Raw genomic sequence first — 24,443 nt, 5'->3', positions numbered from 1 at the left:
ATTGGATTGAAAATAATGAAAGTAATATCGTTGAATGTATTGGTCGTGATGACAATATTGGCCATTGGGCTGCCTGTGATGATAGATCATCCCACCATGTTAGGTAGCCTGGCGGCAGCATGTACAACCCTGTCATTTCTTCCCCAGGTCCTGCATACCATCAGGACCAAAGATACAGCAGGGATTTCGCTAGCTATGTATGTTTTGTTTGTGTTTGGGATCTTATGTTGGCTTATTTATGGATTAATCTCCCATGATCTGCCCCTTATGCTTGGCAATGGTATTACCTTGGTTCTCTCAAGTATTGTTTTATTAATGAAGCTAAAGTCTAAATCTGATGAAAATACAGCAATTTAATAATCTTTACTCTTAATATTAATTTTATAAAAACAAGGTATTTATCTTAAAGTGCCTTCTATATAAAAAATAGATTGATTTCTACATACTCCTGTTAATGTGATCTTTGTCTTAGACGATATAAGATTATTACTGTTAGGATTAGTTCGTTAACTTTTTATTTGATTAGGTGATATCAATGCTTCGTTTGATATTGTTTTTCAGCATAGTGGTAGTTAAGGGGAAAGATGCTCTCTTTTCCATGCTTACTATGCTTGAAAATATTAGCCTAGCGCTAACACCTGAATTAGAGAAGTTGAATCGGTCTGATGAAAACAAAACTGATGAGCTAGATACAATAGCTAAGCAGTGGAGCGGAATGTGGGATACGGTGACTGATCGTTTATCATTCCGTAAGTCGGGTAAAAAGCCTGTTCGTGAGCTACTTGTGTTAGCAGAAATGCAATCACGCTTGAATATTCAAGTTGCTGATTTTAATCTGCTATCTCATGGTTGTGTGAACTCTTCTATTGCACAGATGTTGTCTTGTCAGCGCAATATGGGTGATCCAGCAGCCGCGTACTTGCAACTTTTCACCCTCACCACTTGCTTGTCTTTTCGTTCTACTTCTCATCAAAACTATCAAGAAAATGAACTCGCTTTACTTCTAGAAACTGTTCTAGATACAAAGCAAGAAACAAACCGAATAAAAGCACAGAAAGCACTTATGTCTTTTCTGTGCTTTTTCTATTTTATCCAAGTGAAAATCAATGAGGTTAATTATGTATTTTGTTTGTGTTGCGGCTTGTCCAACAGGTGTCGCACATACTTATATGGCGGCAGAATCACTGGCAATGGTTGGAAAAGAATTAGGACATGAAGTAAAAGTCGAAACCCAGGGTAGCTTGGGGATTGAAAACGAAATAACAGAGGAAGATATTGCACGTGCAGACGGTTGTATTATTGCCGCTGAAGTAGCGATTGCAAAAAAAGACAGGTTCTCAACCTTACCAATTTTGGAATGTGCGGTAGCAGACCCAATTAAACATGGAAATGCCGTTTTCGAAGCAATTTGCGAGGAAATAAATAATGGCTAAGTTTTCAATGAATAAAAAAGAAAAGTCAGTAGGAACTGAAGTTAAGACCGCAATTATGACCGGGGTTTCCTACATGCTGCCATTGATCATTGCCGGGGCAGTGATCATGGGGATAGCCCGTATCGGCGCGTCATTCTATGGCATCGACAATATTTGGGATGGAAGCCACGCCGAAGCAGCCAATACATTGGTCCGACTTTTCCATGCCTTTGACGGTTTTGGTGGGCTGGCACTGAGCCTGATGCTACCGGTTGTCGCAGGCTATATCGCCTTCTCGATTGCAGACAAACCGGGTATTGCTCCGGGTATGGTTGCCGGCTTGTTAGCCAAAGAGATGGGAACAGGCTTTCTCGGTGCCTTGGCGGCTGGTTTTATTGCTGGGTATATTGTTAAGTTGCTGGTTACCAAGGTTAAGCTGCCTAAATCTGTTGCATCTGCCGGTCCCATTTTTATTATCCCCGTAGGCGGTACCTTACTTGCCTGTCTCGTCATGATGTACATCATTGGTGATCCGCTTGCAGCCATGAACTGCGGATTGGAGAACTGGTTACTAAGCATGTCTGATGGCAACAAGATTGTCCTGGCGGCAGTTGTTGGTGGTATGGTCGGCTTTGACCTCGGTGGTCCTATCAACAAGGCGGCGGTAACGACCGCGATGGCTATGCTTGCATCTGGGATCTATGATCCGAACACCGCCGCTCAGGTCGCTATTATTATTCCGCCTATCGGTATTGGCGTCGCTACACTTATCTGGAAGCAGCGTTTCCCACATTCCCTACAAGATGCAGGTAAGGCATCAACCTTAATGGGGCTCATAGGTGTCTCTGAAGGTGCCATTCCATTCGCACTGGCAAATCCGAAAATTATCGTTGTGAACGTGCTCGGCTCAGCTGTCGGCTCGGCTATGGCTGTCGGGTTAGGCGCTGTAAACCGTGCACCTATCTCTGGTTTTTATGGTTGGCTAGCTGTTGAAAACTGGCTGGTTTATGTGCTGGCAATTGCCGTTGGCTCGGGCATCATCGCGGCTGGCTCATTGCTGGTTTTCAAGGGTGAAGAGCTACCCAAAAAACAAGAAGAAGCAAAACCGAAATTCAAAATCACACGGGCCCAATAATAAGACCCTTCAAGGAGATACCTTAATGAAAAGGTTCAGAAAAAGCAGTGTTGCGTTCCTCGTTTCTATGGCTACAGCATTGGCATTTAATACGGCCTCGGCAGCGGAGCAGGTTCAAATCGCCTTCATGCCGGATATTCATTTCCATGATGTATATGGTGATTTTAACGATGGCAGTTTCGATGGCCTGAAAAACAGCCATAGTGGCCAGAATGCAACTATCCGCAGTATGCATGCCCAGCTGACTTCGACCCGCTTGTTTAATGAAAACTACTTTGCCCTTCTGGCAGCGCTTGATGATGCCGTGCGGCGTGGTGTGAAGTATATCGCTCTGCCGGGTGATTTCAGTGATGACGGCCAACCGGTTCATATCCGGGGATTGAAAAAAATACTCGACCATTATGCTAAGACTTATGGCATTGAGTTCTTTGCCGCACCCGGTAACCATGACCCGGTTCGCCCATTTGATAGACCTAGCGGGGAGAAGGACTTCCTCGGCAAAGACGGTAAGACCCAGCGTATTTTCAGTAAAGGTGCCAATGAGTGTGTCGGTTACGAAGGCAAAAGTGCTGTCATTAATGCTGGCCATGAATTACCAACGGTATGTACCGAAGAAATCCGTGAACTTGGTTACGAAGGCCTGATGGCGGAGTTGGGAGATTTTGGTTTCTTCCCGCAGGCATCGAATGTGTATTGGGAAACACCATATTCAACCTATACCCAAGTCACATATGACTTCGACGAGGCATTGGCCCAATCGAACTATCAACAGCGCCAGTATGAGATTTGCCACGAAGGGACGGGGGGAGAGTATAAACAGCCAAACTATTCGGCCTGTTTTACGGTACCTGATACTAGCTACCTCGTCGAGCCTGTGGAAGGGTTGTGGTTGCTGGCAATCGATGCCAACGTGTATATCCCAAATGCTGATGCCGATACTGCTCAACCAGAATTGGCTGCGAACTTCGCTGGCTCGGGTAATGCCGGTTACAACAAGATGCTGACTCACAAACAGCATGTGATTGAATGGATGAAAACCGTCGTTAAAAGGGCCCATGCCGAAGGTAAGACGCTGGTGGCTTTCAGCCATTTCCCGATGACGGAATTTTATAATGGCGCTGCGGAGACCATAGAGGATATCTTCGGCCCGGGTAACTTCCAATTAGCACGCTCGCCAAAAGAGGATGTTAGCCATGCTTTGGCTAAAACGGGGATCAAGCTCCATATTGGTGGCCACATGCATTTCAATGACACCGGTGTGAAACGCTATGATGATGGGTCTTTCATATTTAACGTTCAGGCTCCGTCGATGGCAGCCTATGTTCCAGCCTACAAACTGTTGAGCTTTAAAACGGACAGCCAAGTTGAAGTCGAGACGGTGATACTCGACAAAGTACCGCGTTTCGATGAGTTGTTTGAGCATTATGAGAAGGAGTGGAAACACCTCAAGGCCGAAGCGGCTGAGGAAATTTGGAACAAGGATGTCCTGACATCGAAGGATTACTACGAGTTTACCAACTGGCATATCACTGAACTGACAAGAATGCGTTTCTTGCCGGAAGAATGGCCGTGCGACTTGAAACAGATGGTATTTGCACTCGATGGCCGTCAGATGCTGACTCTTAGCCAGTTAGACAGCCCGTTAACTCAAGAGCAAGTCATGAAACTGGCAAAGGGTCGCCATGCTATTGAAATTTGTCAGGAAACTCCAGTGAACTTCGACCCATCAGGTATTAACGATCCCGCGTTTTCTAAAGCATGGCAACAGGCAGAGGCCAGTGCCAAGCAGATAGCATCTGACAATGGCCTATCGCTTGATGACTTTGAAAAATGGAATGGTTTTGATCTCGCTGTCGATTTCTACCGGTTGAGAAATGCCGATGAATTGGCTTTCAAAGACGTCGACCGAAACCGGATGCCACAATATGAACTCTTGGCGAATACCTTGGCTGAGCAGACCGTGACGGATTCAACCCAATTCGGTGATGTGTTCAAACAACGTTTTGGAGGCTTATTTGGCATCTTGACCAAGTTTGCTAATGGCGAGCCAAGCTATCACTTCGAGTTGAATCTGGATAAAGGAACCATCGTGGATTTGAAGCGATTGGATCTGGAAACAGGAAAGGTTCCAAAGATTAAACAGTAAACCTCAAAGGTTAATGTTCTCTTGTTGCAGGGAAGATCATCTTTCCCTGCCACTTCTTAATTTCATTAATGGAGAAATTAATGATGAACAAAATTGCAGTGGCATTATTAATATCCCTTGGCCTACCGGCGATGGCAGCGGATTTCGATGTGATGTCGTTCAATATCCGCAATAGCAAAGACAGTGTTGCCGGCAGCGAATATGATGGAAACAATACATGGGATAACCGTAAGGCAATAGTGGTAGATATCATTGCCCAAACGGACATTGCCGGGTTACAGGAAGCTTTCAGCGATCAGATCGGTTACCTGGCACGTCAATTGCCGGAATACAGTTGGGTTGGGGTAGGACGTGATGACGGCAATGCTGAGGGTGAAGCCGTACCGATTTTTTATCGCAATGATAAGTATGTAAAACTTGGTGGTGGGACATTCTGGTTGTCAGAAACGCCACAAGTTGTAGCCAGCGTTGGTTGGGACGCCGATCTCACCCGTATAACGACGTGGGTGCGCTTGGAAGAGATAGTGACCGGTAAGCGCGTACTGGTATTTAATGCCCATTTTGATCACATTGGCCAAACGGCACGACAAAAAAGTACGATATTGCTAAGCAAGAAAGCGGATGAAATAACAGCCGGTGCAGGTGATGCGGTTATTGTTCTGGGTGATCTGAATTTTGAGCGGAGTGATACTGCATCTTATAAAGCATTAACAGATTTGTATCAGGATGCCAGGGAGATCACCAAACAACCATTTACTGGCGTAAATGGCAATAAAGATCAAGTCTTTACCTATCAAGGCTATGGCAAGGAGAAACCGGAAGATATCGATTACATTTTCGTGAATGATAAATTAGCGGTCAACAGGTTTGAATATCGGAATGTAATTAAAGACGGTATTTACGCTTCTGATCACTTATCTGTGATATCAAATATCTCATTTCAATAGTTTATAACCGCTATTGAATAAGCTTCCTATTAAAAAGGCCAACATATGTGTTTGGCCTTTTTCTTTTTTATATATCTTCATTACTTTTACTTTCATTGAGGTGTTAACAACTATCTATCATTTCAATGGATAATTTAACATTTAGCTCATTAGCTTAAATTTCATGTAGAAGTATGCGTATGAAGCGGTGATTTTTATTCTCAACTGGAATTTAATAAGGGTTTTTATTCATTAATAGCGCTATAAACGACATAGAAAAGCATGGTGTATATTAACTTGGATATATTTATTGTGAACAGGCTATCAAAAATGACTAAAACATCACAGAATTTAATTATAACTAGCTGAGATTGTATTCATTATTTGCGAATTATTTGAATAAAAAAAGGAGCTCTAATCAGCAAATAATCACTTTTATGGATAATTAGTCGTAAAATGACTAATTATTCTATCAATAGCTGACTGCTAGTGAAAATATATTTTGATGTAAGTCACATTTAAACTTAATTTTTTCCCATACTATCTCTTCACTTTCAAAACACTTCAAAATAAATCTACTTTAGATAGATATTTATTTCTGTACTACATCAAAGGATATAATTAAAAATGACTGATGCGATCATTAAAGTTTCTCGAAACACTGAAAATGCCCCTCTAAGCACTGTATCTACTCAAACAGTCGCTTTCTCTCACTACAATAACTTTTCTGCACAACTACCTGTTGACCCTAAAACAGGCGAAATCGTTGTTGGTGATGTAAAAGAGCAGGCTAAACAGTGTCTAACAAACATCAAGGCGATTGTAGAGAGCATCGATCACGTGATGGACGACGTTGTTAAAATCAACGTGTTCCTTAAAGACATTGCAGACATGGAAGCGGTAGACGAAGTCTACGCGACTTTCTTTGAAAACCTGATCCCAACCCGTACTGTGGTTCAAGTTTCAGCGCTACCTATGAGCGATGCACGCGTTCAGATGGATGCACTAATTTCTAACGGCGAAGGTACTGCTCCTCAAGCACCTTGCCCGCTTGTTAAACTGACTCGCAACACTGAAAATGCACCGCTAAATCCATTAGCGACTCACACTGTTGCTTTCTCTCACTACAATAATATCTCAGCTCAACTTCCAGTTGATCCTAAAACGGGTGCTGTCGTTGAAGGTGGTGTGAAGGAGCAAACTGCTCAGTGTTTGAAGAACATGAAAGCGATCCTTGAAAGCATCGATGTACCATTTGATGACATCGTTAAAATCAACCTATACCTAAGCGATCTAGCTAATGTTGATGCAGTGAACGAAGTGTACTCAACCTTCTTCCCTGATTCATCTATCGCTCGTACAGTGGCATACGTACCTGCACGCTCAATCATTGCAGCAGATGCGCTACCTATGGGCGCTCTAGTGCAAATCGACGCTTCTGTTTCTCACGGTGACGGTACACCACCACAAGAAGTTGAAGATCGTCACAACATCGTTATTCGTGCTAACAACACTGATGCTGCGCCACGTAACGCGCTACACACCCAAACTGTTGCGTTCTCTCACTACAACCACATTGCTGCTCAGCTGCCAGTGGATGTTGCGACAAACGCTATCGTTGCTGGTGGTGCTAAAGAGCAGGCAGAGCAGTGCTTGAAGAACATCAAAGCGATTGTTGAAAGCGTTGACCATGTTATGGACGATATCGTTAAAATCAACATCCACCTGAAAGATGTTGCTGATATCGAAGCAATCAACGAGGTTTACACCACTTTCTTCAATGGTGAACTACCAGCTCGTACAGTGGTTGGTGTTTCTCAGATTGAAATGGATGCTTTGGTTCAAATCGATGCTGTTGTTTCTAACGGTGAAGGTACGCTACCGCAAGTAAAATAATATTTGATTTAAGTAAATAAACTTAGATTGTTAATATTTAGGCAGGTATTTTCCAAATACCTGCCTTTTTATTGTTTAATAAGCCATGAACCATGTGGTTTTTGTTTAAGATAATAAAGCATGTAGTTTTCTTATTTCAAAATCATGGATTAGGGTGATGACTTTGATGTAAAACTAAGAGGTCGATCATCTTATCAGTGTTATCCCAATTAAAGTTTTTCCCAATAACAAGGGCTGCCGTATTTTTGGCTGAAAAAGTCGATTACTACCCTAACTTTGGGGGCGAGATTATCTGTCTCAAGATAAAGGGCACTGATAGTTTATGGCTCAGAGGTTGTCGTTAATCAGTAATTAGCCCGTGTATGGTGGTGGCAGCCGATGTCAGCGTTGTTCGGCGCTGTTTTGCTTCGGTGGATATTGTCGGTATATTCAAAAATTTCCAGGTTAATCCCACCGGCATTCATGATCGCAATTTTGCTGATCTCTGCACGAGGATTCACATTTTGATGCTCAGCCATCCAGTTGTCGTCAGCAGCGAATGGGCCAAATTCATAGGCAAGCCCAAAGCCGAAGTGTTTGCTGAAATACGATACCTCTTCATCAATATTTGGCACGGTGAAGCCCATATGATTGGGTTTTTTAAGTCCAGGAATAGCCATTGGTTGGGCGAGGAGGGTTTCTGGGCAATTTCAGGCGAGTATGAATTCTTGCTGACCAAAGCAGGAAGCAATTGGCAAATCACTTCAGTTAAACTCAACGCTAAAGGTGAGGAAGGGAGTAGGGATGTACTGGCCGAAGCACCGAAACATGCCAAAGACAACCTGGATGCCAGAGAAAGCCTGAAAGTGAGCTACCAGTAAATGTAATAACGATAGTTATAGCAAAGGCCCTATAGGGCCTTTGCTTTTTTCTGGATTGCCAATTTGTGTTAGTGGGCGTGGGCAACCGGGAATTTATCGCGGGTCTTGTTGGCATACGCAACCAGGGCTAACATGACGGGTACTTCAACCAGTACACCAACGACTGTCGCCAGTGCTGCGCCGGAATGTAGGCCGAACAAGCTGATAGCAACCGCCACTGCCAATTCGAAGAAGTTAGAAGCACCGATCATACCGCCAGGTGCAGCGACACGGTGAGGTTCTTTCCACTTGAACATCCAGTAGTAAGCGATAGCAAAGATCAAGAATGTCTGGATGATCAGTGGGATAGCAATTAATACAATATCAAGTGGGTTTGCTAGGATTTGCGGTGCCTGAAAACCGAACAGCAGAACAACAGTGCTGATCAAACCAAGGATGGAAAGCGGTTTAACTTTGTTACCAAATTGCTGCAGCGCCTGCTCTGACTTCAATACTTTACGGGTTATCAAGCCTGCAATTAGCGGAATGACAATATACAGGACCACTGCAATGATGAGTGTGCTCCATGGTACATTCACATCGGTTACACCCAACAGGAATGCAGCTAGAGGAGCAAAAGCAACAACCATAATCAGGTCATTGACGGCAACCTGAACCAAGGTGTAGTTGGCATCACCTTTAGTTAATTGGCTCCACACAAATACCATTGCCGTACATGGAGCTACACCTAGTAAGATCATGCCGGCAACATATTCATTGGCTAGATCTGGCGTGATCAACCCTAGAAAGTCACCGAACAGATATTTGATGAAAAAGACAGCCAAAAGCGCCATAGAAAAAGGCTTGATCAGCCAGTTCACGGTTAGGGTTATGATTAATCCCTTCGGACGGCGGTGAATATCTTTGATAGAAGAGAAGTCAATTTGCATCATCATTGGATAAATCATCAGCCAAATCAGCACCGCGATGATGAAGTTAATGTTGGCGTATTCCAATCCACCCATTAAGGAGAAAAGCCCAGGAAAAGTGGTGCCGCCGATTAGGCCGGCCACCATAGCCAAACCGACCCAGACACTGAGGTAACGTTCAAAAATGCCCATGATTATTAGTACCTTGTTTATCGGTAATCGTCGAATTACGATTAATGTAATTTTAAAAAATGCCTGAGATGTCTTTTATCAGGCATTCATGATTCTTAGGCTAGATAGCCAAGTAAATCTTTCATTCTTTGTATCGCTTCAGGTTTGATGCTGAAGCATGTACGGGGGTGCTGTACTTCTGCGTGAACTAGCCCTGCTTGCTTGAGTACCCGAAGGTGCTCTGAAATAGTGGACTGAGCAAGGTCGAGCTGATCAACAAGATCTGTACCTAAGCATTGACCGCTAGCAAGTATCTTCAATAAGCGAACACGAGCAGGATGACTGATAGCCTTGGCATAGGCTGCGATTTCTTTTTCAGTCGCTTCATCCACGTTAATGGGATCTAGGTTAGTTAAGCAATCTGCCATAGTTCTTCGCAATTGTCTTTATCGTCAAATTACGATTAATGGTATGCCTATGGATAACGTATTACAAGCAAAACTTAATGAGGTGATAAATCACTGTTAGGTTTACGTATTTAAATACACACTAAGCTTCTGATTTGTCGCTGCACCTCTATCAAATCATCAAGCTTACCGTTGGCAATAAGCGATAATGGCTTATGGTTGTCGAACATGTTTTTGTGTGTCGATGTCATGAAGCCTTGGCGTTGTTTGGCGTCATCGAACAACAGCTCAAGACTTTCCTGAATCAAGAACAGGCTCTTGATCCTCGTGTCCGACTCTAGTTGGTCTGCGTTAGCAGGCAAGGTTAAATTACACTGAATGTCAGTCGCACCCCAGCTCTTTAGTAGATCGTTTGCTTGCTCTAACGATATAGCCATTAATCAAGCCTCGCTTTGATATTTTTTACTGGAGTGGATTACAGCTTATGGCTCTCGGACCATACGCGTAGGTCATCCAATATTTTAAGGGCAGTGCGGCCAAACTCAGTGAGTTCATAACTGACGGCGATAGGGCGGTCACTAATTACTTTACGAATAACCATACCTTCAGCTTCAAGCTCTTTGAGGCGCTGGTCGACCATTTTTTTGCTCGCCCCACCCAGAAGGCGTGCCAAATCATTGAAACGGACAGGCCCATCTTTCAGATGATAGATCAGCGAGCCTTTCCACTTGCCGCCTATCAGGCGCATGCCTTTTTCAATGGCGCAAGGCTCTTTACACACATTGTCGACTGACTTGCGCCCTTTGCTATCAATCTTTACGACGCCTTCCACGTTATCTACCTCATTTATCTTGGTCACTAAAAGTATACAGGGTTACTTAAGTTTTAAGGTTACCATAATAAACCACACTTTATGAAGTGAATGACCTCACCGTTTTGTTGTACTTAACTACAGCGTTGATAAATCAATAATATAATTATGATTCTGTGTATATTTTAGCGAATATGATCTTTTCCAAAGGAGCATAAGGCATGTCCCAGATAGATATACAGCTTGAGCGTCCACGAGTTGAAATGCTGTTCGCACGGTATAAAGACCAAATCGGTGATGATTACGCCGGTTACCGGAACCATGTTTATCGCACTATTACTTACGCCATGCACTTTCTGGGAAATGATGCGGAGTATGAACAATTGGTCGAAACGGCCTTTGTCTATCACGATATAGGGTTATGGACCGATCACGAATTGGCATACTTGGAGCCCTCCGAAGCCGTGGCACTGGCCGATAATGAGAAATTTGAGTGGGGTCTGGACCCAGAGGCGCTGCGCGGTGCAATTCATTGGCACCATAAGATCTCACCTTACAAAGGGGAGCACCAAAAGGTGATTGAAGCCTGCCGCAAAGCCGATTGGATAGATGCTTCAAAAGGAACCATCCGAAAAGGCTTGAGTAAGGAAATTATTGCAGAAGTGGAAGCGGCGTTTCCTAATCTAGGATTTCATGACACTTTGTTGCGTCTTGCCAAGGATTACGGTGGTTCAACCTTGGTGGGTGGGGTAAAAGTGACACTAGGAATCGTGAAGTGGTGAAATGGATGGCGACGGGAAGGCCGTCGCCATTTTTTGCCAATGAATAATTGGCTATTACAGGGCTATTTTGTGTAGTCCGGCATTTTCCTCGCCACCAAATAGCAAGCCGCCATCATTGGTGATATAGAAAACGTTATCTTCGCGGGTACTCTGCTGGATCGCGGTATTGCCATCGATGCCATGGTTGAGAACCACCGTTTTTGTCCCGTCCTGAGTAAATTTGATCACCTCATGGTGGTGTGTTGTGATCAGCCAAGTGCCTTTTTCATCAATGGTAAAATCATCTGCTTGGATATCATCGGCTAACACTGTAATTTCGCCTGCTCGCCCTTCGGTAATTTCAATTTTCCCCACAACTTGTTTGGCTGAATTGGTGAAATATAAGTCTCCGCCGTGGAGCTGAATGCCGTTGATACCCGGTAGCCCTGGGCGATCTTTCTCCGGTTCCAGCATCGTATCTTCAAGCCAGATTGAGAGCTTGTTCGATGCCATATCGAATTTGAAGATTTTGCCATTGAGTGCGTCTGCAATGAGGTATTCTTGGTTGCCCAAATAGGCCATTCCATTGAGAAAAGCAGGCGTATTCAGAGCAATCAGACGTTCAAGCTGACCATCTTGATTGATTTTGTAAAGTGCCATGCTATTTACAAAGCTGTCACCTTCCAGGATTGAAATTTCATGGACGGAAAGTAAGCCATTGCCCCCTTCACCAAACCGAAGTGAAACAGGGTGTCCGTCGACTTTAGCCCAGAGTTTAGCTTTGCCATCAAGATGATATTTATACAGTGACATACCGGTGTAATCTGTCACGATTAATTCGTCTTTGTTGAGATAGGTAAGGTTTTCAAAAAAGTGTCCTGCTGGTAGCGAGATCACCGGCTCGAATGTTGGAGGTGTTATCTCGGTCTCGGCGATGGCTGGAAAAGTTACTGAGGTGTAAAGTGCTATTGCTACAAGGAGCTGCTTGAATGAAATCATCTTCTGTTCTCTCAATCTTGTTGTGTTGAAAAAATAGTAGATGAGTTTTTATTAACCGAAAATAGGCTGAGGATTACCTTTAGGATAACTAAAAGTTAATGAAAAAAGGGCTACCAAAGTGGTAACCCATAACGTTTAGAGCTACCACAAGCGATAAGGTGAGCCTGGGAATAGTTTGGGCTTAGAGAATCACATTAAGCCGGCATTGTCTGGCTCATTACGTTGTCAAAGAAATCCTGCGGAGAGGCCAATATTGCCCGTCCTACCGCAGCCATATCCAACCATTGCTCGCTTAAGGCTTGTTCAATGAACTCCGGGGTCTCAATGCCTCCGACGCCGATAATAGGTACATTGAGGCCGCACCTTTTGAGATAAGCTGCTTCAGCAACCAAATAACCTTCTCCTCGACGATCTTTCGGCCTATTCCAGCCACCAATGCCCGAAGAGACATCAATGATATCAACGCCAGCCTCAACGAATAGTCGGCAAACCTGTACCATATCTTTCTGTGTTAACCCTTCTGGGTACAGATCTTGGCCGGGAATACGTACCATCACGCCAATTTGTGCCGTTTGTTTGATTCGGCGGATAATTTCGACAATCAACCTCGCTCGGTTTGCGATAGTGCCCCCGTATTGGTCCTTGCGCTGGTTGGTGATGGGGGAGAGTACCTGGTTGAGGCCATAACCATGCGCGCAATGCAGTTCTACGAAGTCGAAGCCTGCTTCTGCCGCGCGTATTGCTGCCTGCATGAAGGCCTCTCGCCAACTGATGATATCTTCGGCTGTCATTGCCTTAGGAGTAGGTAACGTTCTGTCATAAGCTGGCACAGTAATGCCCGATGGCGCCATAAGTCCAGGGCAGACATCAAGCTGGGCTTTACCGCCGCAGTGGGTCAGCTGGAAGCCAGCTTTAGCTCCGTGGGTATGAATCGCCTTGGCGATATCTCTCATCCCCTCAATGCACTCATCGCTATGTGCACCAAGTTGGTGGGATTCACTGCGTCCAGAAGGATGAATGTAGCTGTATTCCACCATCACCAAACCAGCTCCAGATCGGGCAAGCCTGTCGTAATGTTCGATTGTGGCTTTGGTTGCCATGCCATCAATAGATGCTGTTTGGGAAGCCATTGGTGGTACAACTAAGCGATTATCCAGACGGATTGAGCCAGTGCTGATAGGGGTAAAGCGTGACATAGTGTCCCTCGGTATTCCATTCTATGACTGACTATTCTATGCTAGCTGCTCTCGATAAATAAGAAACATTTATTCTATAACCGTTTCCAAATGGGCAACGCATGAAACTGAATGACTTGGCAATCTTTGTTGAAGTGGCGAAAGCGCCCAGCTTACGCAGTGCAGCGAACCAATTAGATATGCAGCCCGGTACGCTATCCAAAATTATCAAGCGTATAGAAGCCTATTATCAACAGGAATTGTTTAACCGACATAGTGCGAATTGGACCCTGACGTCATCCGGCGAGATGCTGTTTCAACGGGCCATAGAGCTTGTGGCAATTAATGACAAGATTGAACGTGAACTAGGAAAACCCCGCAGACCGCATATGAGAGTAAGTGGCTCGGAAGCTATTCTGGGATATTTTTTACCAACACTATTGCAGCGGCTTTCGGCAAAGCAAATCCATATATCTTTGGAAACCAAAGATGCCCAAGATTTAGCATTACTCCGTAAACATGATGTTGATTTGGCTCTCGTATCAAGTCTCAGTACGCAAAACCCGAGCGATAGGCAAATTGTGGCTGATGCAATCAGTACCGTGAATTTTGTTACTGTTGTGGATTCTAGCCATCCTCTGGCTGCAAGGGGGCAAAAGTCGGTATTCATTGAAGAAGTGTTGGAATACCCATTTGTCGTCCCATCAAAAGCGATTTATGGCAGCGTCGATACAAGCCGAAGTCATGATGGTTGGCATAATGATGATTTTAGCCGCCACATTATGGCAAGGGTTGATACGGCCTCAATGCTTATCGCAATGGTGAAAACGCAGGGGATGCTGGCTTATTTGCCAGACTACATTGCCCGTGAGCATAACTTGAAAGTGATTAGTATCGAAGGCTGCCCGTATAGTTGCGAACAGACTATCTGGATGTGCCGTCATAAGCAGTTGCATCATCACTGGATGCAGGCTTTTGTTTAGTCTTCACAAGACCAGCCATTTAAAGAAAGCAAAAAGCAGAACAGGCTATGGGCTTGTTCTGCTTTATTGTCAGCTGAATTGTTGGCTGAGTTTACAGATAAAGGCTTCTACCTTTCGCTAGGGTGCGTCCAAGCGAATTTTTCAAACGGCTTATCTGTTTTTGTGTGGGCTAAAGCATTGGTGAAGTTGGAGATCAACTTCGCGGACAGGCCTGTCAGAACTTCCAATGCTTGCCTCTTGGTGTATCCTGCATCCAAGAAAGCTTGCAGTCGCTCGTTACCAATGTGGCCACGGTTATCCAATAGTGCTTTTGTAAAGTCATGCAGTGCTTGCAGTTTGGCGTCAGGAATGACGGTACCTTCACGCAAAGCTTCAATCATATCTTCTGGCATTTTCCCAGCTTTCATCATCCAAGTGTGGCCGGGAACGCAATAATGGCAGTTGTTTTCGAAATTGGCTGTCATAAACACGACTTGTTGCTCCAAAGGGCTGAAAGTCGTGTTCTTCATGAATAAATCAAAGGTCGTATTGTAGGCTTGGTACGTTGCCGGGGCTTCTGCCAAAACGCTGTGCAGGTTGGGTAACATGCCAAAGCCCTTGAGGGACTGTTCTACCAATTCTTTCGATTCTTCTGGCGCGTTATCAGCTGTGTAATAGGTGAACTTGGTCATTTCACTGCTCCTTGTTAAAAATTGGCGTCTAGATGAGCTTCAAAGCGTTTGAAGTCATTTTCGATATCGCCATTTTTCATTACGTCATAACAGGCGAATGTCGGTAGTGCAGACATGCCGAAGAAGCGGAAGTTAGCATGCATATGGAACATCAAATCATCGACACTTCTACCTTCGAACAGATATTCGCTTTCATCGTTGAATGACTCTTTTGGCGCATTAAAGGTGAACGAAAGCATGTATTTTGTACTGGTTTGTGTGCCACCAGTACCGTAATTCTTTGTAGGGGTGTCTGAGCTGCGGCCATCAAAGTGACATAGAGCCCCACCCATACCTGCTGTAAACACATCATCCATATAACGTTTGAACGACCATGGAATCGTCATCCAGTTGACCGGTGATTGCAAGATGACACGATCTGCCCAGTCAAAGTGACCTAGCTGTTCTTCGACAACAATTTCGTCCTGCATAGTCACAACCCGAACAGCATGGCCTTTGGCCTCCAATTGGGTTCGTGCTTTTTCTACTAGGGCTGCATTCAATTTGCCTTCTGAAAAAGGTGATGGCTCATGGGCGTTGATGATAAGAACGTTGCTCATAACTATATCCTTCAATTGATGTCACTGGACTGTACTGTGCTAACGATAATTTCAATCGTTTTGCTGATGTGGTTTATTATGGTTACCTAGAGTTTGAATGCAATTAGTTAACTTTTGGTAACCTACCAATCAAAGTTGCGGATTAAGATTTACTCTTTTACATTTCAATGCCTTATCTGCAATAAGCTTTCTGCTTAGATTCTGAAATTTCCACTAGTGCAGTCGCCTTACCTTGTCTTAATGAGAGGAGAGAAACAGATTTAACGAAGCTTAAAAAAGTGATCAACCTGCTTTGCTGATGAGTATAAATTGGACTGTCTCTTACAAGTCCCTCATTTAACAAGGTGGTGGTAATGATGTTTCGCAAAGCCGATTTTAAGGATATGGATGACCGGTACCGGGCTAATTTGATCAACAGTCTTTCAGGTTTTAAAAGTGCCAATTTGGTCGGCACCCAAGATGGCGCCGGCAATACCAATTTAGCGATAGTGAGTTCTGTCTTTCACCTTGGTGCCAACCCAGCATTGATAGGTATGATCATGCGTCCACATACAGTAAGGCGGGATACGCTCGAAAATATCTTGGGCTCTGGCGAATACACGATTAACCATGTCAACCATGAGATATGGCAGAAAGCACACCAAACGTCAGCCCGGTATCCGGAAACCGTTTCTGAATTTTCTGAAGTAGGGCTAACACCCCAATGGCTGGATGGTATCAAAGCGCCTTTTGTTGCAGAGAGTCGCCTAAAATACGCATTAGCTTTGCGTTCTTGCCAGACGCTGGAGATAAACAGTGTGGAGATGGTGATTGGTGAAATCACACATTTAGAGCTTGATGAAAGTGCAATGACGGAAGCGGGGTACCTTGATATTGAAGCGTTGGGCAGTGTGGCTATCTCCGGTCTTGATAGTTACCACGTAACTCAGCGACTTGGCAGATTGAGTTATGCCAAACCCGGTATAGAGCCAAAGTTATTATGAGAAGAATCACCAGCCAGCGACAGACCGTCACTGACCGGTGTGATTGGTGCTAGTAGTGAAGAAACTAGATAGCTACAAGGAGTTGCAGGGGAGGTGTAGGTATAAGAGGCTTACCACTCAATGCTCGAGCCATCAAAGACACGGAAACTTCCTGACTCTTCCAGTGTAAGGTTCTCAGCCACACTAATGATCCCAGAAACGCTTTGTTCAGGTGTGAAAGTCGCTTTCTCGCCACCCATATCGGTTTGCACCCAGCCCGGGTGAATAGCAAGGGTTTTCACTTCTTGCTCGCGAAGGTTTTGGGCAGCAGAGACCAAGATTTGGTTCAGCGCGGCTTTTGACGTTCGATAGCTATACATATTACCAGAGGTGTTATCGCCGATACTGGCTACTCGTGTGGAGATACCAATGATAGTTTTGTGCTGGCTAGCGGCCACATTTTCGCGCAGGGCTTGAATCAGCAAAGCTGGGGCCACGGTATTGATTGTCAGTACTCCCAGCCACTTAGACTGGGTCATTTCGCCAAGTGTTGCGCAATCATCGCCGAGCACACCGGCATTGAGTACCAGATGATCAATAGCGCGACCGTTTAACTGCTGGGCTAGGGCATGGATGTCAGACTCTTTGGTCACATCGAGCGTCAGCAACTCAATACTTGGGTGCTGTTTTGCTAATTCACTTAGTTCTATAGCACGTTCTGGCGAGCGGCATGCTGCCAAAACCTGCCAACCTTTATCTGTATATTGGCGGACAAATTCCAACCCCAAACCGCGGTTAGATCCAGTGATCAATACAGTAGACATTGATTATTCCTCATCGATTAATTGGCACAGCAAAATTCTAATTCACAGAAGGCTGCTAAAAACGAATATTGGGTACAAATCAAAGAAGATTCGACAATGTCGAACGTGAGACTATCTACTTCTTATTACGCCAAATTTGATAGTTAGCTTGTCGCATTGCTTTGCCGAGCAGGTGGGCTGCAACAGGGGCTGTGATGAAGAGGAATAAAATCGTACCGATTACCCTGGAGATCACTGTGACTTCCGGCATTGAAAATGAAACGGCCAACAAAATGAAGCAAATCCCTACGGTACCGGCTTTTGTCGCGGCATGCATGCGGGTATAGAGATCGGGCATTCGGACAATCCCCAGGCTGGCAACAAGGGTGAAAAAGGTGCCGAAAAGCAGCAGTATGCTGATTAAAATGTCCATGGTTAACCCTTATCAAGCTTTTGTTTAGTGATAAGCCTTGCAAACGCAATAGTGCCGAGGAAAGCGACCAATGCAAGGGTAATGGCAACATCGAGCAATGACTTCTGGCCACTGTCTAGGGTGTAGACGGCGATAAAACCGATAGTAACGAAAGAGATTAGATCCAATGCCACCACACGGTCAGCCAAGGTTGGCCCGAGTATCAGACGCATAAAGGCCAATACCAAGCTGATAATCAATCCGATGTACGAGAGTTGAATGCTTACTTGAAGGAAATCAGTCACGTGTTACCTCCAATATCCGGGCCTCGAGGCCTTGTTTTATGTCTTGCTTGACGCTTTCATGATCTGGGGCAAACATGACATGCAAGATGAGATACTTCTTGTCGGCCGTGACATCAAGGCTCAAGCTGCCTGGTGTTAATGACACCATGTTGGCCAAGAGAGTGATTTCAAGATCCGTTTCTGCATCAAGCGGAACGTAGACGATATCCGGTTGGCTTAGGTGGGTTGGTGTGATGACATCCCAAACTACTTTGGCGACAGATACGATCATTTCGTAACAGAAGTAAATACCGAGTTTTACGAATGCGGTAAATTTCTTGAAGTAACCGGTTTTTAACCCAAACGGTTGGCATAGGCTAAGGGTAAAATACCCAACAACAAAGCCTACTATGAAATCTATACTGCTGTATTGACCGTTGATCAGTGTCCATGTCATGGCAAGAAACAGGTTTAGGATAAAATAACTCATTTCTTTGCTCCTTTAAGGCTCACCCAGTACAGCGTGAATATACTGTATTGGGTTCAATAGCTGCTCTGCTGCTTCATTGGCAAACTCGAAGAAAGGTTGAGCCACCAGCCCGATAGTTATTGTCATCACCGTTAAGGTGGCAATGGGCAAGCAGTAAAGCAGTGTGGTAGGCAGGGCAAGTTCTTGTGTTGTTTGCTCTGCTGCAGGCGCTTTCCAGAAGGCTTCACTCCATATTTTAGTCATAGAGAAAATAGTCAATAGACCAACCACCAGAGCTGTGGCCGCCAGTACATTGTAGTCATTAATTATACTGGCTTTGATAACCAAAAATTTACCCCAAAAGCCAGATAGCGGTGGGAAGCCGGCTAGCGAGAAAGCGGGGATCAGAAACAGGAAGGCAAGCCATGGCATGGCCTTGTAAACACCGCCTAAATGGCGCAACTGACTTGTACCATACTTTCGCTCAATAAAACCGCCAATCAAGAATAAGTTCGCCTTTACGATGATGTGGTGAATGATATAGAAAATCGCACCAGCAATTGCGATTGGCGTATATAGGGCCAAGCCCATAATCATGTAGCCAATCTGGCTGATGATATGGAAAGAAAGGATCTTCTTGATATCAAATTGGCTGGCTGCTCCCAATACGCCGGTAAGCATGGTTAGTCCGCTGACCCAAATCAATAGGGGTTGCCAACCGGTTTCGGTAAGCGGAAATACCAAGGTGAATATACGGATCAGGGCATAAACCCCCACCTTAGTGAGCAGTGCAGCAAATAAGGCGACAACGGCACTTGGCAGTGTATGGTATGACGCCGGAAGCCAGGCGAACAGCGGGAATAGGGCTGATTTGATGGCAAAAGTAAATAGAAATAGCGCTGACAGCAAAGTGGCTGTTTGCGTCTCCACACCAGGGAATTTTAGGTGCAAATCGGCGAGATTAAGGGTTCCCGTTGCCCCATAGGTCAAGCCAATGGCTAACAGGAAGACTAGAGTTGAAATTAAATTGAGCAAGACGTATTTAACTGCCCCATCGATTTGTTTGCGCTCGGCATCGACAATCATTAAGCCAAACGAGGCAATGAGCATGACCTCGAACCATACATAGAGGTTGAAGATATCGCCGGTCAGAAATGCGCCGTATACCCCCGCCAGCAAGACATGAAACAGCACGTGGTAGAGGCCATAAGAAGGCTTATGTCTGAGATCGGCCATGGCGTAAAACACGGTGACTGCACCGATGATAGCAGTGATAACGGTCATCGCGACGGCAAGGAAATCCGCAACAAACACAATACCAAATGGTGCCATCCAGTTACCGAAAGTAACGGCATAGGGGCCGTTTGCTGTGATATCGGCTAGTAATTGCACACTACAAAATACAGACAGAAGAGCGCTCGAACCGCTTATCCAGTTTATGGCCTTGTGGTTGTGGCGGACAAAAAAGGCACCGGTTGCGGTTAGTAGCGAGATAACAACAGGTAGTGTGAGCCAAGCTGAGGTCATTGATCCTCCTCTGAATGTTGCATGGCATCGATATCAGCAGATCCTGTTTCGATGTATGCCCGATACAGCAGCATCAATGCGAAAACCAATAACCCAAAACCAATCACTATGGCCGTTAGAATCAATGCCTGCGGCAGGGGATCCGCAGCTCCGTCAGGTGGTAATACTGAGCCAAGAACGATCAGGGGCGGATTACCAGGCGTTAGGCGGCCTGCGGTGAAAATGGCCAAATTGACCGCGTTGCTGATCAAGATAAGGCCAAGAAGAATACGTATAATATGTCGCTCTAGCATGAGGTAAACTCCTGCTGTGACAAATACCCCAACGACCAAGCTCCAAAGTATTTCCATCAATCGAGCTCCTCATTCACGCGTAACAATACCTCGAGCACACCACCAATAACGGCGAGATAGATGCCGACATCGAAAATGAGCGGTGTGCCCAAGGGTAAAATCTCCTTCCACCAAATTCCGGTTAAGAAAGGTTGCCCCATCACCAAGCCAATACCGCCTGCTAATAAGCTCAGGAATACCCCAACCATTGCAATATTCATCGGTCTATAGCCAAGCCGCTCCCTGACATATTGTGGCGATTCGGCAAAAATAAGTAGGGTTAAACCGATAACGGCAATCAGTGCACCGATGAAACCGCCACCCGGTGAGTTATGGCCGCGAAGTAAGAGGTACAGAGAAAAGACCATCATCAATACAGCAACGATATGCGCGGTTGTGCTGAAAATCAGAGATGGGATCCTGTTCTGCTGCTGGGAGTGGCTTTGGAACAAGCTAATAGCGGCAATCGCTGCAATGACCACAACAATGGCCTCACCCATGGTATCGAAGGCCCTGAAGTCGACCAGAATAACATTGACGATGTTTCGACCATGGCCGCCTGGGACGCTGTTTTGAGCGAAAAAGTCAGCAAGCGGAGACTCTAATGGCGCCTTGGTTATAGTAATGAGCAACGCTGTAACGGAAACACCAATAACGGCAGCAATGGCTGCATGGAAAGCCCGTCGACTCATCGAATGTTTTGCTACTGTACTGAAATGGGGCAAATGGCGAATTAACAGCGCGACAAACACCACCATTAAGGTTTCAACCAGAAGTAGGGTTTTGGCCACATCTGGTGCGCTGTAAATCATAAAGACCAAGGTCATCAAAAAGCCGATAGCACCAAGTCCCGCAATTGAAAGCAGCCGTGAGGTTGAGAAAACACACAACAGGGCGGCAGCAATCAATAGCAATGCGATGGAAATTTCGTACAGCTTGAGCGCAAGGATACGCTCAAGGAAGTCGCCATTTGGCAAAATTGGGCTCAACAGCAAAATCGCAGCAAGCATTGAGAAGAATAGTAAGGCATACACGCTAAGCCTACGTTGCTGTAAACGCGCTGTTTGCCAGGTGGCAACAGACAGCATTGATGCCATGCACTTTTCAAAAACGTCACTAGCTACTGGTAGAGGGTTAAGCACTTTATTTAAAGCTTGGGTAACTGACGACATGTATTTAAAGATAAGGATACCCATTACTAAGGTCACGGCGCTCATAATTAAGGGCAGGTTGATGCCATGCCATAACTTCACTGGGCTAGATTGCTCTACTTGATTGATTTCAAAAATCGCTGTGGAGAGCACATATTCATTGAGCCAACCTAAACCTAGGGTTGGAACAATAACACTGCAGCAGGCTAAGACCATGGGTGGGATCCAGAAACCTACCTCTGCCTCAATGGATTTCACTGTGGGGTTATCTTCAATTTTCTCCCGCAAAAACGGCTGCGATATCACCGCAATGGCAAGAGCGACCATCACTGCGTTTATCATGACAAGGGCTAACATCACGATGCCATGGACTTCTAGGCCTGCCTTGTAGGCATATTCTTTACTCAGGAAACCCAATAGCGGAGGTATACCGGCTTTTGATAGGGCGGCAATGAGGCCAGAAGCAAAACTAAAGATCAAAACAGCCTTCAAACCATACAGCACCCTGATATCGCGGGTACCGGTTGCTTTGTCTATATTGCCGACCACCATGAACAATGCTGCCTTATAAAAGGCATGGGCAAGAATAAACAAGATAGCGGCAGCCAAGGCCGTTTCTGTTCCGATTCCGAGCAATAAAGTCAGGATCCCGAGTATGGTATTGGTGCTGAAAGCCAGCATCAGCTTGAGATCTTTTTGCATCAGCGCAATAACTGCCGACCACAGTGCTGTGAAGCCACCAACGGCAATGAGAGTGTAAAACCAGATATCACTGCTGGCATAAACAGGGGAGAGCCTTGCCAACAGGTAGATGCCAGCCTTAACCATGGTTGCCGAGTGTAAGAAGGCACTGACCGGTGTCGGTGCAGCCATGGCTCCAGGTAACCAGAAGTGGAAAGGGAATTGAGCCGATTTGGTGAAAGCACCTAGCAGAACCAGTACCAAAGACGGGGTAAAGTAGGGATGTTGCATCACATCATCTTTGGCGTTGACCGCTTTGTCGATAATAGTGCTTATGTCATAGCTACCGGAAATTTGCCCCAATAAGATCAAACCAGCTAGCAGTGCTAAGCCGCCAGCCCCTGTGACAACCAAAGATTGCAGGGCGTTCTTACGTGACTTCTCATTTTCATGATTAAAACCGATGAGCAGGTAAGAAGTAATTGTTGTGAGTTCCCAAAATACAAACATCAAGATGATGTTGTCACTCAGCACTAGTCCAAGCATAGAAAGCATGAACAGGGTGAGATAGAGGTGGAAAGAAAAGCGTTCTGCTTTATCCTTCATGTAAGCCAACGCATAGAGTTGGATAAAAAAACCTATGCTGCTGATTAATCCGACAAAAACGAAGGAGAGTGCATCAAGTTGTAAGCTCAAGTTGATGTCGAGGCTGGGAACCCATGATGCTGACCAACGAAGCCCGGTTGGGGAGGGCTGGTAGTAAAAGATAGACGCAGCAAATATTAGGGCGGGAAACACCACAAATCCAATCAGACTGTAATGGTGTTTACCGCTATCGAGTAAAGGCTTTGTTTTTTTTCGGTTATCTGCCACTAATGTTGTTCATCCCTTTGGCTGTACTTAGTGCTTTTAAGGTTAATCCATAAACCTATTTTCCGCGTCGAAGGTTATCGTATTACATGCTCCTGTGATGTTGATGGACTCAAGTCTTGCCCAATGGCTGTTAGTTTACAGTCGTTAATTCCTGGTCATGGATCGAGCTGTTATGCCTTTCCATTAGATTATGGGTCTCTTGGTATAGGCGATAGACTTCATAGCCATCATAAGTACATTCACCAATTTCGTTTCTAGGACAAACGAATCTGTTGCAGTGGTCAATCAATTCGGTTCTGCAGTTGGGACAGTACTTTTTCATAACTACCTCCGTATCCACACAGTGAATTCTATTGCTTCGGATCCTTCTGATTACAATGTAGACGGGAAAAATGAAGCTTGATGGTGGGCTTAAATGTGTTTTACAGCTATTTACACTCCATTACAAAAGTAAGAACAAAGTCGCATTTAGGCGAGTAGGATCAAAATGGTTATTGTTGTAGTGCCGTGATATTGGACTTAGCAGTAATTGTACCTAAGGGAGTTAACGGCACGGAGTGGCGTAGCTCGTTTTTGGGCATAAACGAGTTACTAACCCAAGAGTTACAGTTTTTATTTCAACGAGTCATTTTGCGACATTTAGTGACTATATAGACAAAGGTAAGTGGCCTTAAACTTTCGATAATGTAGGATATTATCTAATTCTTCCTATTGTGGGAGGGAATCTATTATTAAGGGACACAATGAAAACCAAGCATCTTCTGTTGCCAGCTTTTGCTGCCCTTGCCTTAAGTGCATGCACATCAACACCGACTGAAAGCGTTGAGCAGGTTGATGTGCTGTATCCAAGCACTGCAACCTTGTTCGATCTATCACCTTCCGGCGAGCAACTTGTTGCGGGTATGGCAATGACACAAAAGGTCACCGAGATTCGTCGTTCTGGTGACAAAGCACTTGTATGTATTGAGGATCGCTGTGCTTACTCTGTGGCGCTACCGAATGAAAAATTTGAGTCCCTCCTTTCTGAGGGGCAGGTATTACCAATGTCACAAGCCATTGTGGAGCTTGATGGCGTTGAGCTACAGTAGT

The 24,443-nt window shown here is 45.0% G+C and carries 28 protein-coding genes; 12 read left to right on the top strand and 16 right to left on the bottom strand.

The genetic code is table 11. From position 1 onward, the window contains the following. Positions 1-15: 15 nt before the first annotated feature. The 7 genes from R2X38_RS14120 (at position 16) to R2X38_RS14090 (ending at position 7,515) form a co-directional block, all read left to right on the top strand. The gene (locus R2X38_RS14120; RefSeq protein ID WP_317522921.1) at positions 16-357 is read left to right on the top strand and encodes a SemiSWEET transporter; all 342 of its coding nucleotides are present in this window, start codon (positions 16-18) and stop codon (positions 355-357) included. 178 nt (positions 358-535) lie between these two features. After that, entirely contained in the window at positions 536-1,216 is a 681-nt protein-coding gene (locus R2X38_RS14115; protein ID WP_317523268.1) for a hypothetical protein, read from the top strand. After that, positions 1,119-1,433 (top strand): PTS fructose transporter subunit IIB, encoded by a 315-nt coding sequence (locus R2X38_RS14110; RefSeq protein ID WP_317522919.1) that lies wholly within the window; start codon positions 1,119-1,121, stop codon positions 1,431-1,433. The genes R2X38_RS14115 and R2X38_RS14110 overlap by 98 nt, the downstream gene beginning before the upstream one ends. Then, positions 1,426-2,547 (top strand): PTS fructose transporter subunit IIC, encoded by a 1,122-nt coding sequence (locus R2X38_RS14105; RefSeq protein WP_317522918.1) that lies wholly within the window; start codon positions 1,426-1,428, stop codon positions 2,545-2,547. Before R2X38_RS14110 ends, R2X38_RS14105 begins: the two co-directional genes overlap by 8 nt. Positions 2,548-2,572: 25 nt before the next feature. Further along, positions 2,573-4,693, top strand: coding sequence for a metallophosphoesterase (locus R2X38_RS14100; RefSeq protein WP_317522917.1), 2,121 nt, complete (start codon positions 2,573-2,575; stop codon positions 4,691-4,693). An 80-nt stretch (positions 4,694-4,773) separates the two neighbouring features. Next, positions 4,774-5,640 (top strand): endonuclease/exonuclease/phosphatase family protein, encoded by an 867-nt coding sequence (locus R2X38_RS14095; protein ID WP_317522916.1) that lies wholly within the window; start codon positions 4,774-4,776, stop codon positions 5,638-5,640. A gap of 606 nt (positions 5,641-6,246) precedes the next feature. After that, the gene (locus tag R2X38_RS14090) at positions 6,247-7,515 is read left to right on the top strand and encodes a RidA family protein (protein ID WP_317522915.1); all 1,269 of its coding nucleotides are present in this window, start codon (positions 6,247-6,249) and stop codon (positions 7,513-7,515) included. A gap of 344 nt (positions 7,516-7,859) precedes the next feature. Here the strand turns inward: R2X38_RS14090 and R2X38_RS14085 are convergent, their stop codons facing one another. Then, positions 7,860-8,129 carry a hypothetical protein gene (locus tag R2X38_RS14085; RefSeq protein ID WP_317522914.1) on the bottom strand — a complete coding sequence of 90 codons (270 nt, stop codon included), beginning with the start codon at positions 8,127-8,129 and terminating at the stop codon, positions 7,860-7,862. A gap of 12 nt (positions 8,130-8,141) precedes the next feature. Here R2X38_RS14085 and R2X38_RS14080 point away from each other — a divergent pair, with 12 nt between their 5' ends. Next, positions 8,142-8,375: a hypothetical protein gene (locus R2X38_RS14080; RefSeq protein ID WP_317522913.1), complete on the top strand. Its 234-nt coding sequence runs from the start codon at positions 8,142-8,144 to the stop codon at positions 8,373-8,375. Between the two features lie 68 nt (positions 8,376-8,443). Here R2X38_RS14080 and arsB read toward each other — a convergent pair whose 3' ends face one another. From arsB to R2X38_RS14060, 4 genes are all read right to left on the bottom strand, one after another. Beyond that, positions 8,444-9,475 (bottom strand): ACR3 family arsenite efflux transporter, encoded by a 1,032-nt coding sequence (gene arsB, locus R2X38_RS14075; RefSeq protein ID WP_317522912.1) that lies wholly within the window; start codon positions 9,473-9,475, stop codon positions 8,444-8,446. A 95-nt stretch (positions 9,476-9,570) separates the two neighbouring features. After that, positions 9,571-9,882, bottom strand: coding sequence for a metalloregulator ArsR/SmtB family transcription factor (locus tag R2X38_RS14070; RefSeq protein WP_317522911.1), 312 nt, complete (start codon positions 9,880-9,882; stop codon positions 9,571-9,573). Between the two features lie 110 nt (positions 9,883-9,992). Further along, positions 9,993-10,298 (bottom strand): hypothetical protein, encoded by a 306-nt coding sequence (locus R2X38_RS14065; RefSeq protein WP_317522910.1) that lies wholly within the window; start codon positions 10,296-10,298, stop codon positions 9,993-9,995. Positions 10,299-10,336: 38 nt separating this feature from the next. Beyond that, a complete protein-coding gene (locus tag R2X38_RS14060) occupies positions 10,337-10,693 on the bottom strand; it encodes a helix-turn-helix domain-containing protein (RefSeq protein ID WP_317522909.1) in 357 nt (118 codons plus the stop codon). A gap of 200 nt (positions 10,694-10,893) precedes the next feature. Between R2X38_RS14060 and R2X38_RS14055 the strand changes: the two genes are divergently transcribed. Continuing rightward, on the top strand, positions 10,894-11,454 hold the full coding sequence (locus tag R2X38_RS14055) for a phosphohydrolase (RefSeq protein ID WP_317522908.1): 561 nt from the start codon (positions 10,894-10,896) through the stop codon (positions 11,452-11,454). A gap of 54 nt (positions 11,455-11,508) precedes the next feature. Here R2X38_RS14055 and R2X38_RS14050 read toward each other — a convergent pair whose 3' ends face one another. Both R2X38_RS14050 and R2X38_RS14045 read right to left on the bottom strand, forming a co-directional pair. Then, a complete protein-coding gene (locus tag R2X38_RS14050) occupies positions 11,509-12,432 on the bottom strand; it encodes a hypothetical protein (RefSeq protein WP_317522907.1) in 924 nt (307 codons plus the stop codon). Positions 12,433-12,626: 194 nt separating this feature from the next. Then, positions 12,627-13,628, bottom strand: coding sequence for an NADH:flavin oxidoreductase (locus tag R2X38_RS14045; RefSeq protein WP_317522906.1), 1,002 nt, complete (start codon positions 13,626-13,628; stop codon positions 12,627-12,629). A gap of 101 nt (positions 13,629-13,729) precedes the next feature. On the opposite strand from R2X38_RS14045, the gene R2X38_RS14040 reads away from it, so the two are divergent. Beyond that, a complete protein-coding gene (locus tag R2X38_RS14040; protein ID WP_317522905.1) occupies positions 13,730-14,590 on the top strand; it encodes a LysR family transcriptional regulator in 861 nt (286 codons plus the stop codon). A gap of 107 nt (positions 14,591-14,697) precedes the next feature. Here the strand turns inward: R2X38_RS14040 and R2X38_RS14035 are convergent, their stop codons facing one another. Both R2X38_RS14035 and R2X38_RS14030 read right to left on the bottom strand, forming a co-directional pair. Further along, positions 14,698-15,261 carry a carboxymuconolactone decarboxylase family protein gene (locus R2X38_RS14035; RefSeq protein WP_317522904.1) on the bottom strand — a complete coding sequence of 188 codons (564 nt, stop codon included), beginning with the start codon at positions 15,259-15,261 and terminating at the stop codon, positions 14,698-14,700. A 14-nt stretch (positions 15,262-15,275) separates the two neighbouring features. Beyond that, entirely contained in the window at positions 15,276-15,860 is a 585-nt protein-coding gene (locus tag R2X38_RS14030) for an NAD(P)H-dependent oxidoreductase (protein ID WP_317522903.1), read from the bottom strand. 353 nt (positions 15,861-16,213) lie between these two features. Between R2X38_RS14030 and R2X38_RS14025 the strand changes: the two genes are divergently transcribed. Next, the gene (locus R2X38_RS14025; protein ID WP_317522902.1) at positions 16,214-16,843 is read left to right on the top strand and encodes a flavin reductase family protein; all 630 of its coding nucleotides are present in this window, start codon (positions 16,214-16,216) and stop codon (positions 16,841-16,843) included. 110 nt (positions 16,844-16,953) lie between these two features. Here R2X38_RS14025 and R2X38_RS14020 read toward each other — a convergent pair whose 3' ends face one another. From R2X38_RS14020 to mbhE, 7 genes are all read right to left on the bottom strand, one after another. Further along, entirely contained in the window at positions 16,954-17,646 is a 693-nt protein-coding gene (locus tag R2X38_RS14020; RefSeq protein ID WP_317522901.1) for an SDR family oxidoreductase, read from the bottom strand. A 115-nt stretch (positions 17,647-17,761) separates the two neighbouring features. Further along, positions 17,762-18,058 (bottom strand): monovalent cation/H(+) antiporter subunit G, encoded by a 297-nt coding sequence (gene mnhG / locus R2X38_RS14015; protein ID WP_317522900.1) that lies wholly within the window; start codon positions 18,056-18,058, stop codon positions 17,762-17,764. 2 nt (positions 18,059-18,060) lie between these two features. After that, on the bottom strand, positions 18,061-18,342 hold the full coding sequence (locus tag R2X38_RS14010) for a monovalent cation/H+ antiporter complex subunit F (protein WP_317522899.1): 282 nt from the start codon (positions 18,340-18,342) through the stop codon (positions 18,061-18,063). Beyond that, on the bottom strand, positions 18,335-18,811 hold the full coding sequence (locus R2X38_RS14005; RefSeq protein WP_317522898.1) for a Na+/H+ antiporter subunit E: 477 nt from the start codon (positions 18,809-18,811) through the stop codon (positions 18,335-18,337). Before R2X38_RS14005 ends, R2X38_RS14010 begins: the two co-directional genes overlap by 8 nt. Positions 18,812-18,823: 12 nt before the next feature. After that, positions 18,824-20,317, bottom strand: a complete 1,494-nt coding sequence (locus R2X38_RS14000; protein ID WP_317522897.1) for a proton-conducting transporter membrane subunit — start codon at positions 20,315-20,317, stop codon at positions 18,824-18,826. Next, a complete protein-coding gene (locus R2X38_RS13995) occupies positions 20,314-20,667 on the bottom strand; it encodes a Na+/H+ antiporter subunit C (RefSeq protein ID WP_317522896.1) in 354 nt (117 codons plus the stop codon). Before R2X38_RS13995 ends, R2X38_RS14000 begins: the two co-directional genes overlap by 4 nt. Beyond that, entirely contained in the window at positions 20,667-23,291 is a 2,625-nt protein-coding gene (gene mbhE / locus R2X38_RS13990) for a hydrogen gas-evolving membrane-bound hydrogenase subunit E (RefSeq protein ID WP_411185318.1), read from the bottom strand. Before mbhE ends, R2X38_RS13995 begins: the two co-directional genes overlap by 1 nt. A gap of 806 nt (positions 23,292-24,097) precedes the next feature. On the opposite strand from mbhE, the gene R2X38_RS13985 reads away from it, so the two are divergent. Continuing rightward, the gene (locus tag R2X38_RS13985; RefSeq protein ID WP_317522895.1) at positions 24,098-24,442 is read left to right on the top strand and encodes a hypothetical protein; all 345 of its coding nucleotides are present in this window, start codon (positions 24,098-24,100) and stop codon (positions 24,440-24,442) included. Position 24,443: the final 1 nt, after the last annotated feature.

It is taken from the genome of Photobacterium rosenbergii (assembly GCF_033022775.1).
Taxonomy (GTDB): domain Bacteria; phylum Pseudomonadota; class Gammaproteobacteria; order Enterobacterales; family Vibrionaceae; genus Photobacterium; species Photobacterium rosenbergii_A.
This window is presented reverse-complemented; position numbering and strand designations above follow the sequence as displayed.

What these genes read in the sequence shown, in the direction of transcription:
- R2X38_RS14120 (WP_317522921.1), top strand. Translation starts at nt 16, where the DNA reads ATGAAAGTAATATCGTTGAATGTATTGGTCGTGATGACAATATTGGCC.
- R2X38_RS14115 (WP_317523268.1), top strand. Translation starts at nt 536, where the DNA reads ATGCTTCGTTTGATATTGTTTTTCAGCATAGTGGTAGTTAAGGGGAAA.
- R2X38_RS14110 (WP_317522919.1), top strand. Translation starts at nt 1,119, where the DNA reads ATGTATTTTGTTTGTGTTGCGGCTTGTCCAACAGGTGTCGCACATACT.
- R2X38_RS14105 (WP_317522918.1), top strand. Translation starts at nt 1,426, where the DNA reads ATGGCTAAGTTTTCAATGAATAAAAAAGAAAAGTCAGTAGGAACTGAA.
- R2X38_RS14100 (WP_317522917.1), top strand. Translation starts at nt 2,573, where the DNA reads ATGAAAAGGTTCAGAAAAAGCAGTGTTGCGTTCCTCGTTTCTATGGCT.
- R2X38_RS14095 (WP_317522916.1), top strand. Translation starts at nt 4,774, where the DNA reads ATGATGAACAAAATTGCAGTGGCATTATTAATATCCCTTGGCCTACCG.
- R2X38_RS14090 (WP_317522915.1), top strand. Translation starts at nt 6,247, where the DNA reads ATGACTGATGCGATCATTAAAGTTTCTCGAAACACTGAAAATGCCCCT.
- R2X38_RS14080 (WP_317522913.1), top strand. Translation starts at nt 8,142, where the DNA reads ATGATTGGGTTTTTTAAGTCCAGGAATAGCCATTGGTTGGGCGAGGAG.
- arsB (WP_317522912.1), bottom strand. Translation starts at nt 9,475, where the DNA reads ATGGGCATTTTTGAACGTTACCTCAGTGTCTGGGTCGGTTTGGCTATG.
- R2X38_RS14070 (WP_317522911.1), bottom strand. Translation starts at nt 9,882, where the DNA reads ATGGCAGATTGCTTAACTAACCTAGATCCCATTAACGTGGATGAAGCG.
- R2X38_RS14065 (WP_317522910.1), bottom strand. Translation starts at nt 10,298, where the DNA reads ATGGCTATATCGTTAGAGCAAGCAAACGATCTACTAAAGAGCTGGGGT.
- R2X38_RS14055 (WP_317522908.1), top strand. Translation starts at nt 10,894, where the DNA reads ATGTCCCAGATAGATATACAGCTTGAGCGTCCACGAGTTGAAATGCTG.
- R2X38_RS14050 (WP_317522907.1), bottom strand. Translation starts at nt 12,432, where the DNA reads ATGATTTCATTCAAGCAGCTCCTTGTAGCAATAGCACTTTACACCTCA.
- R2X38_RS14045 (WP_317522906.1), bottom strand. Translation starts at nt 13,628, where the DNA reads ATGTCACGCTTTACCCCTATCAGCACTGGCTCAATCCGTCTGGATAAT.
- R2X38_RS14040 (WP_317522905.1), top strand. Translation starts at nt 13,730, where the DNA reads ATGAAACTGAATGACTTGGCAATCTTTGTTGAAGTGGCGAAAGCGCCC.
- R2X38_RS14035 (WP_317522904.1), bottom strand. Translation starts at nt 15,261, where the DNA reads ATGACCAAGTTCACCTATTACACAGCTGATAACGCGCCAGAAGAATCG.
- R2X38_RS14030 (WP_317522903.1), bottom strand. Translation starts at nt 15,860, where the DNA reads ATGAGCAACGTTCTTATCATCAACGCCCATGAGCCATCACCTTTTTCA.
- R2X38_RS14025 (WP_317522902.1), top strand. Translation starts at nt 16,214, where the DNA reads ATGATGTTTCGCAAAGCCGATTTTAAGGATATGGATGACCGGTACCGG.
- R2X38_RS14020 (WP_317522901.1), bottom strand. Translation starts at nt 17,646, where the DNA reads ATGTCTACTGTATTGATCACTGGATCTAACCGCGGTTTGGGGTTGGAA.
- mnhG (WP_317522900.1), bottom strand. Translation starts at nt 18,058, where the DNA reads ATGGACATTTTAATCAGCATACTGCTGCTTTTCGGCACCTTTTTCACC.
- R2X38_RS14005 (WP_317522898.1), bottom strand. Translation starts at nt 18,811, where the DNA reads ATGAGTTATTTTATCCTAAACCTGTTTCTTGCCATGACATGGACACTG.
- R2X38_RS14000 (WP_317522897.1), bottom strand. Translation starts at nt 20,317, where the DNA reads ATGACCTCAGCTTGGCTCACACTACCTGTTGTTATCTCGCTACTAACC.
- R2X38_RS13995 (WP_317522896.1), bottom strand. Translation starts at nt 20,667, where the DNA reads ATGGAAATACTTTGGAGCTTGGTCGTTGGGGTATTTGTCACAGCAGGA.
- R2X38_RS13985 (WP_317522895.1), top strand. Translation starts at nt 24,098, where the DNA reads ATGAAAACCAAGCATCTTCTGTTGCCAGCTTTTGCTGCCCTTGCCTTA.